The following is a 15,468-nucleotide window of genomic DNA, read 5'->3' on the forward strand; positions in this document are numbered from 1 at the left end:
TTGGAATTTTTGATATGAACATTAATCGTAAATTACGTTTTCAGCTATTAGTACAAAATTGGTTTTTTGTCGTATTGTTTTTAATGCTTGTTGTGTTGCTAGGCTATTTTGCTAGCGAGTATCGCGTAGCAAAAGATATTACACAAGCGAATCGCAATATTTTGACGCAGGGCAGTGTGAACGTGCTCAAGCAGATGAAAGCACCAGTTAATATTACTGTGTACGCGACTAAAGATGACGCCTCAAGCGGTGATGTGTTCCGTAAAGGGATTGTGGACTTTGTGGCGCGCTACCAACGTGATAAAAAAGATATTAGACTCAAATTTATTAACCCTTCTGAAGAGCCAAAACTAGCACAAGATGCTGGTGTAAAAGTGGATGGTGAAGTGGTGGTCGAGTATCAAAAGCGCGTTGAACATATTACACCACCATTTGCAGAGCAAGAGTTTACTAACTTGTTAGTCAGACTATCTCGTACTAATCAGCAAGCTGTTATGTATTTAGATGGTCATGGTGAGCGCAACTTGATTGGTGTTAAGAATCATGATTTAGGCGAGTTTGGTAAACAGTTAGAAACCAAAGGGTTTAAATTTGCTAACCCAGATTTAACGATTGCACAGGCTGTACCTAGTAATGGTGCGATGTTAGTAGTAGCAAGCCCACAAGTCGATATCAGTGAGATTGAGGCGCAAAAAATTAAAGCTTATCTTGAAGCTGGTGGTAATTTGCTTTGGTTGCTAGATGATAATGACTTTAAAGGTATGCAGAACATTGCTGACTACTTAGGTCTGCAAGTATCCCCTGGTGTCGTGTTAGATATGGCCTCTGCTCAGTATGGTGCAGATGCGCGCGTTGCGTTTGCGAGTTTATATGGTGAGCATCCAATTACGACTAACTTTATGTTGCGTACTTTGTTCCCAGAGTCTCATGAAGTGAGCGCGGTAGGTACTGATGAAAACGGATGGAAAGTAAGCAAGTTAGTTGAAGTGGCGCCTAACGGCTGGTTGTCCTCTGCGAAGTTGGCAAAAGGTGCAAAACCTGTTTTTAATGAAAAGACAGATAAGCGTGGCCCAATCAATATTGGTGTTGCACTAGAGCGTATCTATGGCAAAAAAGGTCAGCGTGTAGTGGTGATGGGCAATGCTAACTTCTTATCTAACACCTTCATTACTAATGGCGGCAATTTGGATTTAGGCGTGAATATCGTTAACTGGTTAGCAGGTGATGACAACCTGATTACGATACAGCCGATGCCTTTGAAAGACATCAATGTTTCAATTCCCGATACTGATCAAGGTCGTTTAGTTGCTTGGACTGTATTCCATAGCTTCCAATATTTTATTCCGCTTGGATTCATGATTGCAGGATTATATTTCTGGTGGAAGCGCAGAAGGGCTTAGTAATAGAGAGCTTTAATCTAGTGTTGTAATAAGTGGTTGAGGGAGTGGCATGAAAAAACGTTGGTTATTAAATCTAATTTTACTTGCGGTGGTGGCGAGCCTAGTAACATTTTTGTATGTTCGTCCTAAAACAGAGGCCAATAAAGGGGCTGAGTACGAAGTTTCAACGTACAAACTGGCTGAGTTTAATGCCATTGCGATTGAGTTTCCAGCTAAGGCTGCTGTCACTTTTGAAAAAATAGATGGATACTGGCGTTTGACTGCACCCTATAAAACACGTGCTGACCAGTTGTCTGTGCAGCGTATTCTGGCCATTATTGCGGCTAAAAGTCGTGAAAAAATTGTTTCAGATGATATGGCTAAGTTTGGATTGGTGAACCCTGCACTTAAATTAAAGTTATTTAGAGATGCAAATAGTGCTGAAGAGTTTTTATTTGGTACTTATAACCCACTTACTGACGAGCAATATATTCTGCATAAGAATACGGTTTACTTAGTATCCAACACTTATGCTGAGGCAGCTTCTACTCAGGTGATTGAAATGGTGGATAAAGCGCCATTAAAACCTACAGAGAAAGTGGCAGGTTTTGATTTTAGCCGACTTGAACAATGGGAAGCCTCTAGGCTAAATGTAGATTTGGTGGACGGTCAGTGGAAAGTTTCTATTAAAGAAGCTAAGCCATTACAAAATGAAATGAACGAGTGGGTAGATTACTCATGGATACACACGCTAGCTAAATCCGTTGAGTTATATACTCCTGACCGTAAAACCGTTTATCCTTCATTTGAAATCAAATTGGCAGATGGCAGTAAAGTGCATTTTGATAAGATTCAAGAGTCGCCAGATTTGCTTTTGGGGCGCCCGGATGAAGGCATCATGTATACATTCCCATCTGACTCGGGTTTTGTGATGTTAAACCCGCCAATTAATGTACCAAGTAAGTAATGTGTTATTCATTCACTTAACTTTTCTCATTTAAAAAATCCCTCACTGTACTGTCGTATCGTGAGGGATTTTTTCTAGGAAATTACAGTTATGCCAGAGTTACCAGAAGTTGAGACGACAAGGCTGGGATTGCTGTCGCTTTTAGATCAGGCTGTAGCCTCGATTGTGATTCGCAATCCATCGCTACGCTGGCCTATTCCAGCAAACCTACCAGAGTTGTTGCATGGGAAAACCTTACGCGCGTTAACGCGCCGAGCTAAGTATATTCTTGCACATTTTGATCATGGTGTTCTATTACTGCATTTAGGTATGTCTGGACGTATTTGTTTACTGGCCAATAACGAGCCAGCGCAAAAGCATGATCACTTTGATATTGCATTTAATGATGGGCAAGTGCTACGCCTACGTGACCCTAGGCGATTTGGTGCGGTGCTATGGGCTGGTGAGCAATATGAGCAACATAAGCTACTCAGTGTATTAGGCCCTGAGCCTTTGGATGATGTGTTTACAGGTAAGTATTTGCAGCAACACATGCACACACGCACGGCAGCCATTAAAACTACGATAATGGACAGCCATTTGGTGGTAGGGGTAGGTAATATTTACGCAAGCGAGTCTTTATTCCGTGCAGGGATTGATCCTGCAACACCTGCGAATAGGCTAAGTTTGAAGCAATGTGAAAAACTCGTGAGTGAAATAAAGGCGACATTAAGCGATGCGCTTAAAGTCGGCGGTAGCAGCTTGCGGGACTTTTTTGGCACTGATGGCAACCCAGGATATTTTCAGCAACAGTATTTTGTTTACGGTAGAACTGATGAGCCATGCAGAGTATGCGGCAAGCCAATTTTAAATATTCGCCAAGGGCAGCGCTCCACGTTTTATTGTGGAGTTTGCCAAAAGCGCTGAGGTATCATTAGATTTATAAAAACGGGTCAGCGTTGATGTGACCTTGCCGCATGCTCATGTAAATATCCAGCTGGTTTTTCTGGGCTGCCACCGATTTTCTGAGGAAGTAGTGAGCCTAGGATCATCGCAATAATACTTACTCCCAAGCCGATGAGTTGCGGTGGAATTAAGCATTCTTCACCTACTAAGACTTCAATCAATACCCAAGTACTAATACCCCCAATGATGGCAGCTAGTGCGCCTTGTGAGGTGGATTTTTTCCAGAATGCGCCGAACACGAGTGGCACAAATGCCCCAGCCAACGTAATTTTGTAAGCGGACTCTACCATCCCAAAGATTGAACGTTCAGAATTGAGGGCGTAGATTAACACGCATAAACCAAAGCTTAATAGGCAAATACGCATGACTTTAAGAAAGCCTCTGTCACTTAAATTGGGCATGTAACCTTTGACGATATTTTCTGCGAAGGATACTGATGGTGCTAATAGTGTTGCTGATGAACAACTCATAATGGCAGAAAGTACCGCACCAAAGAAAATGACTTGTGCAAATAGCGGCGTGTGTTCTAACACTAAATAAGGGAGCACGCGCTGAGAGTCTTCTACGACCAGCGCACCAAAGTGTGCTGGATCAATTAACGTGGCTGCATAAGCAATGAACATTGGTACAAAGGTAAAGCAGAAGTAGACCGTAGCGCCTAGAAGAGAGCCCCATAATGCGATGTTTGCACTTTTTGCAGAAGTAATACGTTGGAATACATCTTGTTGAGGAATAGAGCCTAGCATCATGGTCAGCCAGCCACCAAGAAATGTCATCCACACCCAAATATCTGCACCTTTGGGGAAAAAGTCTAGTTTCCCCGCTGCACGTGCGTGTTCTACCACTGGTGCAACACCGCCTGTCATGCCAGAAACGATACTACCTATATAAAGCAGCCCGCCAATCACTACAATCATTTGTACAAAGTCTAGCACTGCTACTGATAGCATACCGCCGAATGTTGTATAGGTGAGGACGATAGCTGTGCCTAATATCATCCCAGTTTCTTCACTTACCGCACCATCGGTAATGATATTAAAAATAAGGCCTAGTGCTTTGATTTGTGCAGCCACCCAGCCTAAATATGAAATGACAATGGCAATGGTTGTTAGTACTTCAACTGAGCGGTTGTAACGCATGCGGTAAAAATCACCGAGGGTGATAATGTTGAGTTTATAAAGCTGGGTAGAAAAGAAAAAGCCTGCAATCACTAGGCACATGCTGGAGCCGAAAGGGTCTGCAGCAACACCGTTTAAACCGTCTGTGACAAAGGTAGCAGATACGCCGAATATTGCCTCAGCACCAAACCATGTGGCAAATACAGTCGCCATAACAACGGGTAGTGGCAGATGGCGCCCCGCAACTGCGTAGTCTTTAGTGTTTTTTACACGTGTGGCGGCAACTAATCCTATCGTAATCGAGATCAATAAGTAGAAGACGACAAACCAAATCAGCATAGCAGGATCCTACAGTTTAATATTTATGTGTCTAAAATTGAGGAGCGGTTAAGTAAATAGGTGCGTATCTTTAAAACCTTAAGTCCTTACATTTAAAATGACTCAGGGTTAGTGAATAAAGTAAGTGCCTGCAATTAATAAGACCTCTACAAGCGCCAAAGCTACAATAGCAATCACTAGCCGCTTTTGCCATGTTGCTTGTTGTTGCTGTGCTTTGATCAGTTGTTCTATCGATGTTCGCAATGGTACTTCTTGCTCAGCTTGGTTGGTTTGCATTAAAAACTGATGCGCTAGTCTAGGCATTTGCGGCATCGTCTTAATGATGTGTGGCAGTTCATTTTTAAAGTTTTTGAACATAGAGCGCCATCCAATTTGCTCATTCATCCAACGGGTTAAAAAGGGCTGTGCACTTTTCCATAGATCTAAATTAGGGTCTAGTTCTCTTCCTAAGCCTTCGATATTGAGGAGGGTCTTTTGCAACATAATCAGCTGCGGTTGAATGATGACACCAAAGCGACGTGCCATTTGAAATAAGCTCAGTAGCGTACGTGCAAAAGAAATGTCTTTTAGTGGTTTGTTGAAGATGGGTTCACAGATCGCTCGGACTGCGGTTTCTAGCTCTTCACGCTTGGTGTCTGCTGGCACCCAGCCAGAGTCAATATGAGCCTGCGCAACATCACGATAATCTCGGTTAAAAAAGGCTAAGAAATTGCGTGCAAGGTAATATTTATCTACATCATTGAGCGATCCCATAATGCCAAAATCAAGCGCGATGTATTTGCCATCATCTGCGACCTGTATGTTGCCTGGGTGCATATCCGCATGAAAAAAACCATCGCGAAACACTTGCGTGAAAAATATTTCAACTCCATCTCTCGCTAGTTTCGAAATATCAATTCCTTTTGCAATTAACTGGTCGCGCTGGCTAATTTGCGTGCCATGCATACGTTGCATGACCATCACCTCTTTACGGCACCAATCCCAATGCACATCTGGCACAATTAATGTGGATTTATCTGCAAAGTTACGACCAAGCAGGCTACAGTTTGCTGCCTCAAGTGTTAAATCTAATTCACTTTCGGTATGTCTTGCAAACTCTGCAACAATTTCGCGAGGCTTTAGTCGTCTAAACTCAGATGAGATACTTTGTAACAACAAAGCCACGGTATCCATGAGCAGTAGGTCGTGCGCGATGGTTTTCTCAATATTTGGCCTTAATACTTTGACGGCAACTGGTTCACCATGTGGTAAGTGAGCAAAGTGCACTTGCGCCACTGATGCGCTTGCAACAGGAGTTTCATCAAACTGTGAAAAACGCTGTGCTAAAGGCTCATTAAACGCTTGTGTAATGATGGCTTCTACTTCTGCAAAACTAAATGGTGGAACTTGGTCTTGTAGTTTTGCTAACTCATCAGCAATGTCTGCGGGAATTAAATCGCGGCGAGTCGATAGCATTTGCCCAAATTTAACAAAAATAGGGCCTAGTGTTTCTAAGGCCAATCTAAGGCGAGCGCCGCGCGGGGTTTTTGTATTTCGCCAAAACAATAAGATGCCGATGACGGATTGCAGAAGTTTTAGTTTGCTGTGATTCAGTATGAGCTCATCTAAACTGAAACGCAGGGTAATGAAAATAATATAAAAAAGCCGAAAAATCCGCATAAATTATTTAGCGCTATCTGTAACTTGGTTGTGTGGGGTGGGGCTGATTTCGTTCATGTGGATTTCGTTTGCTTTGGAACTGTTTAGTTTTGTGTCACTAATTTTGGCAAGCTTTTGTAATCTTTTTTCAAAACGCTCAACATCAGAGCGCAAACGATCGACTTCACTATTAAATTGGTCAACATGTCTTTTCTTAGCGAGCATCGGCTTTTCTTCTTGCCAATATTCGCTGAGCATACTGGCAATGTTAAAACCAGCATCTTTAAGATTTTGCACAGAGCTTCTTGCGAATGATCCGATTTTATTGGCAGGTACATCACCCACCAGTTTGCTTAAGTCATCTTCATAATCCCAGCGTAAATGAGAAAATACTTTGGCTAATGCAGTTGCAAGATGGGTGTCGCCAGTAATCTCAATTTTTAATTTAGCCGCTTCATCTTTAGCAAGCAGTCTTAGTAGCAAGCTAGGTACTATGTTAATGCATGCATCAGGAACATTCGTCTCACCAGCCACGGCTAGGCTACCATCTTCTAAAATGACTAGGACGCTACTGACGGGTGCAATCGTGATGCGTACAGATTTACCCGTGAATGGTTGCAGCAAACTACAAGCCCAAGTGTTTTGTGCTATCAGATGCTGCAGAACGTGAGTACTCATGCTTTTAAACATCAGGTTTTATAGCCTTTATGTAGCGCCACTACACCAGCGGCCAAGTTGTAGTAATCTACTTTGCTAAGACCTGCATCCACCATCATTTGTTTAAGCGTTTCTTGATCAGGATGCATACGAATAGATTCAGCAAGGTATTGATAGCTATCTGCATCTTTTGCAAGTAATTTGCCCATCAGCGGTAACAGCTTAAACGAGTAAACATCATAAGCTTTAGATAAGGGCTGCCATACTTTTGAGAACTCAAGTACCAGTAAGCGACCACCCACTTTCAGTACGCGTTGCATTTCGGCAAGCGCTTTATCTTTATGCGTCATGTTGCGCAAACCAAAAGCAACAATCACACAGTCAAAGTATTGATCTGGAAACGGTAGTTTTTCTGCATCACATTGCATGGCAGGTACATTTAGACCAGCATCTAGCATACGATCGCGACCAACACCTAACATAGACGCGTTAATGTCTGTCAGAATTACTTGTCCCTCAGGCCCTACTTTTTGCGCGAACAGTTTAGATAGATCGCCGCTCCCGCCTGCAATATCGAGCACTTTGTCGCCGGGGCTGACGCCACTGATGCTGACTGCAAAACGTTTCCAGCTACGGTGTAAGCCCGCAGACATCACGTCATTCATCAAGTCATACTTATTGGCGACAGAGTGGAATACTTCAGCGACCTTTTTTGCTTTTTCAGTCTCTGCAACTGTTTTAAAGCCGAAATGTGTATTTTGTTCTGTTGTCATCACAGTATTCTCTTAAGATAAGTTTTTGCGAGCATGCCCAGCGGCACTTAATTTGCCCAAATACTCTAACCAGAGTGACTCGTAATTCCGTGCCAAATCATATAGGTAATCCCATGAGTACAAGCCTGTATCATGGCCGTCAGTAAACACTAGTTTGACTGCGTAGTTCCCAACAGGGTGAATAGCTGAAATGTTGACATCTTCTTTCCCGATTTGCAGTACTTCTTGTCCATGCCCGTGGCCACGCACTTCAGCAGATGGTGAGTAAACACGTAAGAACTCGCAAGACAACATACATTCAGTATTGTTATCAAATTTAATCTCCAGCAAACGAGATGTTTGGTGAAGTTTAATATCAATTGGGCGAGGCGCGTTTTGTGTGTTTTCGCTCATGGTATGCTTAACTTCGTTAAAAAATAAGATGATAACAGAATGAGTTAGTTTGCTGATAATCTAGTACGTAACCGTTCATATTTAATAATTAACCGCCTGTCCGAATTCTATTCAGTAATGTAGACAATAGTGCATGCTTTTATTTGCATATTGAATTAACAGTGATAAAGTAACACTACCTAAAAATGGTTTGAGGACCATCATGGCAGATAATAAATTAGCACATCATTTTGAAGTATATTCCCAGTGGCGAAAGGCGCTTGTCGACACGATTTGTGACTATCGTAGCTGGCTAAACGAGCAAGAGCTCAATGATGCGCAGGTCGATCAGAGAATTCAACAGTTGTTGGACAGGCTACGCGAAGATAAGTTGAACGTTGCATTCGTTGCAGAGTTTTCACGCGGCAAGTCCGAACTGATTAATGCAATATTCTTTGCAGGGTACGGCACGCGCCTGTTGCCCTCAAGCGCAGGTCGTACGACCATGTGCCCAACAGAATTGCTGTACGATAAGTCTAAGCCAACCTCAATTATGATGTTGCCGATTGAGACGCGTCTTTCTGATGCAACAACCTCTGAATACAAACGCTATCCGGATGAATGGAAAACCGTTACTTTTGATGTTGACTCTAACGAGAGCATGGTCAGTGCCTTTAAAGAGGTGAGTAGCACCAAAGCTGTTTCGTTAGTAGAGGCCGAGAAATATGGACTGTATGATCCAAACAGTGCAGATGACGCTCTAAATATCAATAAAGATGGCACAATTGATGTGCCATGCTGGCGTTATGCCATGATTAACTTCCCGCATCCACTCCTAGAACAAGGTTTGGTTATTTTAGATACGCCTGGTTTAAATGCGATTGGTACCGAACCTGAGTTGACATTAAACATGTTGCCAAATGCGCATGCCGTATTATTTATACTGGCTGCAGACACAGGTGTCACTAAATCGGAAATAGATGTTTGGCGTCAATACATCAGCGGCACGCGTTGGAAACAAAAAGGACGTATAGCCGTATTAAATAAAATTGACGGCCTGTGGGACGAGTTAAAAGACGAAGAGGAAATTCAAACAGAGCTTGCTAAACAAGTAAAAACCAGTGCAGAGTTATTGGGTTTGGAGCCGAGTCATATTTACCCAGTATCTGCTCAAAAGGGCTTGCTTGCTAAAGTGAATAGCGATGAAGCTTTGCTTGTTAAAAGCCGTGTTTTAGAACTGGAAAAAGCGTTATCGAATGAGTTGATTCCGGCTAAAAAGGAAATTGTGCGTGACAATACTCAAAATGAAATTGAGGACTTGATTACCAATTCTCATGTGATTTTAGACGCAAGATTTTCTGGTGTTAATGATCAGTTACTTGAGTTGCGCGGACTGCGCGGTAAAAATGAAGACGTAGTCGAGCACATGATGAACAAGGTCAAAGTTGACAAGGAAAACTTTGAGCAAGGTCTGCAACGCTTTCAGGCATTGCGTAGTATCTTTTCGCAGCATACTAATCGTTTGTTTACCTTGTTGGGCATGGAGTCGCTAAAAGTACACGTGCACTCCACTCGTCAAACCATGATTGAAGCAAGTTTTACTAAAACCATTCGCGTGGCGATGGATAACTTTTTTAGTGAGCTTAAAACGAGATTGATCTCATCTGATGTGCAAATTGATGAGATTAAGCAGATGATGGACGTCATGTATGAAAAGTTTTCAAAAGAGCATGGTTTACGTAAGTCTGAGCCACCAACTTTTACTACTTTACGCTACCAAAAAGAGCTATCTAAATTAGAGCGTGCTTATAAAGAGCAATTTAATACTGCATTTAATATGATCGCTAATGAGAAGATGACGCTCACTAGCAAGTTCTTTGAAACACTAGCGAGTCGTGTTATTCATGTGTTTGAAGTGGCTAACCGTGACATTGAAAATTGGTTGAAAGCAGTGATTGCACCGATGGAGTCTCAAGTGCGTGAGCATCAGTTGCAACTGCGTAGGCGTTTAGAGAGTATCAAGCGTATTTATAAAGCGACTGATACTTTAGAAGATCGTATTGCGGAATTAGAGGCGATTGAGCGCAGTATCCAAGCGCAACTAGATGACTTGAATGTGTTGCGTATGCATATGCGCAATGCACTTGCATTTCAGCCAGAGCAAGAAGATGCAGCGGTTGCTGCATAAGTAATTGAAAAGATAAGATTTAGACAATAAAAAAGGCTGCATTCGCAGCCTTTTTTATTGCTTGAACCTTTTGGGTTCGCGCTATCTGACTTAGCGATTAGCTAGCATCAGCGTTTTCATTTTTAGCATCGCTTTTTGCTCAATTTGGCGAATGCGCTCTGCGGATACACCAAACTCATCAGCAAGTTCGTGCAGAGTTTTACTGTCTTTTTCTTGTAACCAGCGTGCTTCTACTACACGACGGCTACGTTCATCTAAATGATTAAGTGCAGATGCTAAGCCTGTGGTTTCTGCCATTTCAAATTGTTTAGCTTCTAGTGCTTCAGGTGGTGTTAAGCTCTCATCTTGCAAGTAAGCAATAGGGCTGTAATGTTCTTCGCTGTCATCATCAATATTGGTCTCTAGTGAGATTTCATGACCATTCAGACGAGATTCCATTTCAAGCACTTCTTCAGGCTTTACATTCAGCTCGTGTGCAATATGTGCAATCTCGTTAGGCTGCATGGTGTTGATGCCAGTTTTCATGCTGCGTAAGTTAAAAAATAGCTTGCGCTGTGCTTTAGTGGTGGCGATTTTAACTAAACGCCAGTTGCGCACGATATATTCGTGGATTTCTGCTTTGATCCAATGCATCGCAAATGAAACTAAGCGTACACCACGCTCAGGGTCAAAGCGCTTGACGGCTTTCATTAGCCCGATATTACCTTCTTGAATTAGGTCGGCTTGGGGTAAGCCATAGCCCATGTATCCACGTGCGATACTCGCTACTAAACGTAGATGCGAAACAATCAACTGACGTGCAGCCTCAAGATCGTTTTCTTTTTTGAACCTTACCGCGAGTGAAAGCTCTTCTTCCGCAGATAGAATTGGATAGGCTTTAATCGCTCTAGAGTACTGTTCTAGGCTGTCAGTTGCTAATAATGCAGGTACTGTTAAAGCATTGGTCATTAGTTGGTAACCCTCCTTGATTAAGTTATTTTAGCACTCCCTGTTTGAGAGTGCTAGTGTCAGAAAGTTCAAACCAAGTATTTGTTGTGTTTTGTGACATTGAAGTTGGTAACCGTTAAGAATGTATAAAGTTGGTAACTAAATATGATTTTTTTTGATTGGTATATTCAGACAATATTGATGCTAATACTGGAATTTTGTATCAATATATTGATTTTTGCATTTGCGAATGACGAAGTACGCATTTGTAATTATTCAAAGAGGATTACAAAAATGAAACTAACATTTTTATACTCAGTACCAAACAAATGATAGCGAAGACTTTTTTCAATGAAGCTTCAGGCATGTTATGAGCACAACGAGCACCAATAGGCGCAGCTATAGCGCTAGCAATTGATATTGTTAAGAATGCTGGAATATAAATATAGCCAAAGGTGTAGGGTTTATCTAACGTTATAGCCCAGCCGTTAATCATATAGCCAATAGTACCTGTGATCGCTATGGGGAAACCAATTGCAGCAGAAGTTCCTATAGCTCTTTTAATATCTACATTCTTGTACCCCAGATACACGACTGTCAGAAAACCACCTCCCACCGCTGCTACGGCGGATACAGATCCGATTCCCATCCCGGCCAAAATTAATCCAAGCAAGGTCCTTGGACTTTTACTGGGCTTTGGTTGCCATTTAAGAAATGTCTGCAATGCCACAAGTGCCATGAACAAAGCAAAGAATATAGCAATATAGGCGGAGTTGACTCTACTAGCGATTTGAGTCGCGAAAAATGCTCCAACAATAATGCCTGGCGCCATACCCATAACGACCACCCACATTACAGCGTCCTTAGAAGCATGTGAGCGCATACTAGAGGATGAAGTAATGATCATGCAAGCCAATGAAGTTGCTAATGCCATATGAGCAACGCTATCGGCACTAAACCCCTGATAGATAAAAATTGATGCAAGCAGAGGAACTAGTAATCCACCCCCACCAACCCCTAGTAATCCAGACATGAATCCAACAAATGCACCCAATGCTAGGTATAGTAAAATCCATTCAATATTCAACATATAAACTCCTTCAGCTATTAAAAAAACAATAATATGCAGCTAATTTCATTGCAAAATTGTTGTATTAAGTCATGCGTTAATAGTAGGATAAAAGTTCAAGTCAACTTGAAGTCAAGCGTTAATTTTGATAGGTGGAATAATGGATATTGCTGAGGTTGCAAAAGTGTCAGGGTTGCCCGCTTCAACCCTGAGATATTATGAAGAGAAAGGCTTAATCAAATCTTATGGCCGAAATGGTTTACGCCGCTTGTTCAGTGCTAATGTTGTAGAGCGACTAGCGTTAATATCGCTGGGGCGAAATGCAGGGTTTTCGTTAGAAGAAATCTATGAGATGTTTACCCCTGATGGGCCAGTGATAAACCGTGAGCTACTGTTAGCTAAGGCTGATGAGCTAGAAAATAAAATTGCAGAACTGACAGCAATGCGAGATGGGCTAAACCATGCGGCAGTATGCAAAGCCCCCAATCATTTTGAATGCCCTAAGTTTCTTCGATTTCTCAGGATTGCAGGGAAAAATAAAGTTAGGCAACCTAGTAAGTTGAAGAAAGGTGACTTATAAATGAAATACGTCAATGTTTGTCTAGCTAGAAAATGAAAGTAAAAAACATCTACTTAAGCGGGTTAACTCCAAAGGTGTCTAGTAAACTAGTGGTAATTAAGTCTTATAGTTTGGCATGTGGAAGGTGCTAGTTGCTGAGAACTCATGCAAAGCCTATGCTCTAATAGCGCGGAGTTAATTACAACGTTATGCGGAAATCATCCCACAACCACTAAAAACTGAAAGATAGAACTCATTTTGAAAACGTTATCGATAGTCATATTTTTACTGGCTTTGTCAGGTTGTACTAGTATTCCAACGGGTGTTCGAGACAATTGGATAGGATATAACGAATCGGGAGAGGCTTCTTTTTACGATGATAAATTTCAGAATCGAAAAACTGCCAGCGGAGAGCGGTATCACCATACTTTAAAAACAGCAGCTCATAACAAAATCCCTTTCGGTTCAAGTGTAAAAGTAACGAATAAGAGTAATGGCAAAAGTATCGTTGTGAAAGTGAATGATCGTGGTCCTTTCGCAAAAGGTCGAATTATTGATCTTTCAAAATCTGCATTCAGTAGTATTGGCAATACCTCTTCTGGTGTGATGAACGTTAGTATAGAGGTTGTTCAGTAGCACCTGACAATTGTTTCAAGCGTGACGCCGTTTCGCGGATTTGTCGGCCTGATGATTAATCAACCAACTTTCGCCCCTCATCATTTAATTGGTGTAAAACTGCCGTTTACCTTTAATTTTTTGACTTCAACTATCGTTACTAAAGTTTCTAGTAAACTAGTGGCGATTCAGAGTAGAAGTAAGTAAGAAAATCAAAAGGAATTGATTGACGTATGAAACAATTAAAAAAATGAGAGTTTTTATCAGTTCATTATTTTTCACTTTCAGCGCGATAGTGCACGCTAGTGAAGAACATCAACCAATCAATCCAACGCCTAATCAAGCCAGTCAGGAAGCGCAGAGTGATTTTCGTATTAGCGGATACTTAGAAACCTATTACCTGCATGATTTTAATCACCCGACAGGTGACGTTAGACCTGGTTTTACTTATAGCCATAATGTCACAGATAAACCCAGTATTAATGAACTGCACCCAAAAATTTAGACATTATGCCTAACTTATTAAGGTGCAGTTTTTTATGGCTAAATATTCGTATGAATTTAAACTGTCTGTTGTTGAGTATTACCTTCTAAACAAAGTGGGCTACAGAGTAACTTCAAATAAATTCCAAGTTGAAGAGAGTACAGTTCGCAATTGGATAGCGCTGCACAATCATCATGGCGCTGAGGCGCTAATCAAGAAACCCAATCCCAACTATTCTCTAGCATTTAAATGTTCTGTCATTGAGCATATGCGAGCAGAGAAGCTGTCAATCAGACAAACTGCTGCACACTTTAACATTCCGGCATTGACCACTGTTGCCCGCTGGAAAATGCTTTATGAAAGCGGTAGGATAGCAATTTCTATCAAGCCCAGGGGGCGAGCTAAGGCGATGTCCAAACCACCCACACCGCCAGAGAAACCTCTGGAAGAAATGACGCATCAAGAACTATTGGCAGAAGTACGTTATTTACGTACGGAGCATGCTTATCTAAAAAAGCTCGATGCCTTGATTCAGCGCAAGCAATTGGAAGAAAAGAACAAGCAGAAATAATTGCTGAATTAAGGCCACATCATATGGCTCAGGATTTGATACGTGCAACTGGTACACCTAAGAGCTCGTTCTATTATGGACAGCAGCGTGTTAACTTACCGGAGCGTTACTGTGCTGAGAAATCCAGGATTCAAGAAATCTACCACCAACATAAAGGTCGTTACGGGTATCGCCGTATTTGCTTGGTATTGAAGCAGATGGGGTATGGGATTAATCACAAGACTGTCCTAAAGTTGATGAAAGAGCTGAAGCTTAAATCGATTGTGCGCGTAAAGAAATATCAGTCTTATCGTGGGCGGGTTGGATTGGTTTCACCTAATCAGTTAGCGCGGCAGTTCCAGGCTTCGACACCCAATGAAAAATGGGTTACCGATGTGACGGAGTTCAACATCTTGGGTAACAAGGTATATCTCTCCCCTATACTGGACTTGTATAACGGAGAGATTGTGTCCTATGCCGTGGCGCAACGGCCGCAATATAGTTTGGTGGGCATCATGCTTCATCAGGCCATCAGCAGACTAGAGCCACATGAAAAACCAATGGTACATTCGGATCAGGGCTGGCAGTATCAGATGTCTTGCTATCAAGCAGCGTTACAAGCACGCGGGTTAAGTCAAAGCATGTCAAGAAAAGGTAACTGCTTAGATAATGCTGCAATGGAAAGTTTCTTTGGAGTGCTTAAATCTGAGTTTTACTACACCAAGAAATTTACAGATGCAGATGATTTCATTAAAGAGCTAAAGGAATATATCTGGTATTACAATCACGAAAGAATTAAGACAAAATTAAAAGGACTGAGTCCTGTGCAATACAGAAATCAGTCCTTATTTTTAACCCAAGCTTAATGTCCAACTTTTAGGGGTCAGA

At 41.8% G+C, this 15,468-nt stretch carries 15 protein-coding genes; 8 read left to right on the forward strand and 7 right to left on the reverse strand.

Annotated elements, in window-relative coordinates:
* Positions 1-14: 14 nt before the first annotated feature.
* From A391_RS0104220 to mutM, 3 genes are all read left to right on the forward strand, one after another.
* Positions 15-1,400 (forward strand): GldG family protein, encoded by a 1,386-nt coding sequence (locus tag A391_RS0104220; protein WP_019897568.1) that lies wholly within the window; start codon positions 15-17, stop codon positions 1,398-1,400.
* Between the two features lie 49 nt (positions 1,401-1,449).
* A complete protein-coding gene (locus A391_RS0104225) occupies positions 1,450-2,346 on the forward strand; it encodes a DUF4340 domain-containing protein (protein ID WP_019897570.1) in 897 nt (298 codons plus the stop codon).
* A gap of 90 nt (positions 2,347-2,436) precedes the next feature.
* Positions 2,437-3,252 carry a bifunctional DNA-formamidopyrimidine glycosylase/DNA-(apurinic or apyrimidinic site) lyase gene (gene mutM / locus A391_RS0104230; RefSeq protein WP_019897571.1) on the forward strand — a complete coding sequence of 272 codons (816 nt, stop codon included), beginning with the start codon at positions 2,437-2,439 and terminating at the stop codon, positions 3,250-3,252.
* Between the two features lie 26 nt (positions 3,253-3,278).
* Here the strand turns inward: mutM and A391_RS0104235 are convergent, their stop codons facing one another.
* The 5 genes from A391_RS0104235 to A391_RS0104255 form a co-directional block, all read right to left on the reverse strand.
* Positions 3,279-4,748: a sodium:solute symporter family protein gene (locus A391_RS0104235; RefSeq protein WP_019897572.1), complete on the reverse strand. Its 1,470-nt coding sequence runs from the start codon at positions 4,746-4,748 to the stop codon at positions 3,279-3,281.
* A gap of 108 nt (positions 4,749-4,856) precedes the next feature.
* Positions 4,857-6,407: a ubiquinone biosynthesis regulatory protein kinase UbiB gene (gene ubiB / locus A391_RS0104240; protein WP_019897573.1), complete on the reverse strand. Its 1,551-nt coding sequence runs from the start codon at positions 6,405-6,407 to the stop codon at positions 4,857-4,859.
* A gap of 3 nt (positions 6,408-6,410) precedes the next feature.
* Positions 6,411-7,064 (reverse strand): ubiquinone biosynthesis accessory factor UbiJ, encoded by a 654-nt coding sequence (locus A391_RS0104245; RefSeq protein ID WP_232416135.1) that lies wholly within the window; start codon positions 7,062-7,064, stop codon positions 6,411-6,413.
* Between the two features lie 11 nt (positions 7,065-7,075).
* On the reverse strand, positions 7,076-7,816 hold the full coding sequence (gene ubiE, locus A391_RS0104250) for a bifunctional demethylmenaquinone methyltransferase/2-methoxy-6-polyprenyl-1,4-benzoquinol methylase UbiE (protein WP_019897575.1): 741 nt from the start codon (positions 7,814-7,816) through the stop codon (positions 7,076-7,078).
* A gap of 12 nt (positions 7,817-7,828) precedes the next feature.
* Positions 7,829-8,209 carry a gamma-butyrobetaine hydroxylase-like domain-containing protein gene (locus A391_RS0104255; RefSeq protein ID WP_019897576.1) on the reverse strand — a complete coding sequence of 127 codons (381 nt, stop codon included), beginning with the start codon at positions 8,207-8,209 and terminating at the stop codon, positions 7,829-7,831.
* 202 nt (positions 8,210-8,411) lie between these two features.
* On the opposite strand from A391_RS0104255, the gene A391_RS0104260 reads away from it, so the two are divergent.
* Positions 8,412-10,376 (forward strand): dynamin family protein, encoded by a 1,965-nt coding sequence (locus A391_RS0104260; protein WP_019897578.1) that lies wholly within the window; start codon positions 8,412-8,414, stop codon positions 10,374-10,376.
* 90 nt (positions 10,377-10,466) lie between these two features.
* Here the strand turns inward: A391_RS0104260 and rpoH are convergent, their stop codons facing one another.
* Both rpoH and A391_RS0104270 read right to left on the reverse strand, forming a co-directional pair.
* On the reverse strand, positions 10,467-11,324 hold the full coding sequence (gene rpoH, locus A391_RS0104265) for an RNA polymerase sigma factor RpoH (RefSeq protein WP_019897580.1): 858 nt from the start codon (positions 11,322-11,324) through the stop codon (positions 10,467-10,469).
* 265 nt (positions 11,325-11,589) lie between these two features.
* Positions 11,590-12,393, reverse strand: a complete 804-nt coding sequence (locus tag A391_RS0104270; protein ID WP_019897581.1) for a sulfite exporter TauE/SafE family protein — start codon at positions 12,391-12,393, stop codon at positions 11,590-11,592.
* Between the two features lie 139 nt (positions 12,394-12,532).
* Here A391_RS0104270 and A391_RS0104275 point away from each other — a divergent pair, with 139 nt between their 5' ends.
* The 4 genes from A391_RS0104275 (at position 12,533) to A391_RS14400 (ending at position 15,446) form a co-directional block, all read left to right on the forward strand.
* Positions 12,533-12,952, forward strand: coding sequence for a helix-turn-helix domain-containing protein (locus tag A391_RS0104275; protein ID WP_019897583.1), 420 nt, complete (start codon positions 12,533-12,535; stop codon positions 12,950-12,952).
* Between the two features lie 237 nt (positions 12,953-13,189).
* Entirely contained in the window at positions 13,190-13,567 is a 378-nt protein-coding gene (locus tag A391_RS0104280) for a septal ring lytic transglycosylase RlpA family protein (protein WP_019897585.1), read from the forward strand.
* 229 nt (positions 13,568-13,796) lie between these two features.
* The gene (locus tag A391_RS14555; RefSeq protein ID WP_232416136.1) at positions 13,797-14,051 is read left to right on the forward strand and encodes a porin; all 255 of its coding nucleotides are present in this window, start codon (positions 13,797-13,799) and stop codon (positions 14,049-14,051) included.
* 34 nt (positions 14,052-14,085) lie between these two features.
* A protein-coding gene (locus tag A391_RS14400; protein ID WP_088177625.1) for an IS3 family transposase occupies positions 14,086-15,446 on the forward strand; the annotation gives its coding sequence in 2 pieces (ribosomal slippage) (positions 14,086-14,539 and positions 14,539-15,446; 1,362 coding nt in all).
* The last annotated feature ends 22 nt before the right edge of the window (positions 15,447-15,468 follow it).

Source organism: Methylotenera mobilis 13 (assembly GCF_000384255.1).
GTDB classification, from domain to species: domain Bacteria; phylum Pseudomonadota; class Gammaproteobacteria; order Burkholderiales; family Methylophilaceae; genus Methylotenera; species Methylotenera mobilis_B.

Excerpts from the sequence above, each read along its gene's own strand:
- A391_RS0104220 (WP_019897568.1), top strand. The coding sequence starts at position 15 with ATGAACATTAATCGTAAATTACGTTTTCAGCTATTAGTACAAAATTGG.
- A391_RS0104225 (WP_019897570.1), top strand. The coding sequence starts at position 1,450 with ATGAAAAAACGTTGGTTATTAAATCTAATTTTACTTGCGGTGGTGGCG.
- A391_RS0104260 (WP_019897578.1), top strand. The coding sequence starts at position 8,412 with ATGGCAGATAATAAATTAGCACATCATTTTGAAGTATATTCCCAGTGG.
- A391_RS0104245 (WP_232416135.1), bottom strand. The coding sequence starts at position 7,064 with ATGAGTACTCACGTTCTGCAGCATCTGATAGCACAAAACACTTGGGCT.
- A391_RS14555 (WP_232416136.1), top strand. The coding sequence starts at position 13,797 with ATGAGAGTTTTTATCAGTTCATTATTTTTCACTTTCAGCGCGATAGTG.
- A391_RS0104270 (WP_019897581.1), bottom strand. The coding sequence starts at position 12,393 with ATGTTGAATATTGAATGGATTTTACTATACCTAGCATTGGGTGCATTT.
- A391_RS0104275 (WP_019897583.1), top strand. The coding sequence starts at position 12,533 with ATGGATATTGCTGAGGTTGCAAAAGTGTCAGGGTTGCCCGCTTCAACC.
- A391_RS0104255 (WP_019897576.1), bottom strand. The coding sequence starts at position 8,209 with ATGAGCGAAAACACACAAAACGCGCCTCGCCCAATTGATATTAAACTT.
- A391_RS0104235 (WP_019897572.1), bottom strand. The coding sequence starts at position 4,748 with ATGCTGATTTGGTTTGTCGTCTTCTACTTATTGATCTCGATTACGATA.
- ubiB (WP_019897573.1), bottom strand. The coding sequence starts at position 6,407 with ATGCGGATTTTTCGGCTTTTTTATATTATTTTCATTACCCTGCGTTTC.
- rpoH (WP_019897580.1), bottom strand. The coding sequence starts at position 11,324 with ATGACCAATGCTTTAACAGTACCTGCATTATTAGCAACTGACAGCCTA.
- ubiE (WP_019897575.1), bottom strand. The coding sequence starts at position 7,816 with ATGACAACAGAACAAAATACACATTTCGGCTTTAAAACAGTTGCAGAG.
- mutM (WP_019897571.1), top strand. The coding sequence starts at position 2,437 with ATGCCAGAGTTACCAGAAGTTGAGACGACAAGGCTGGGATTGCTGTCG.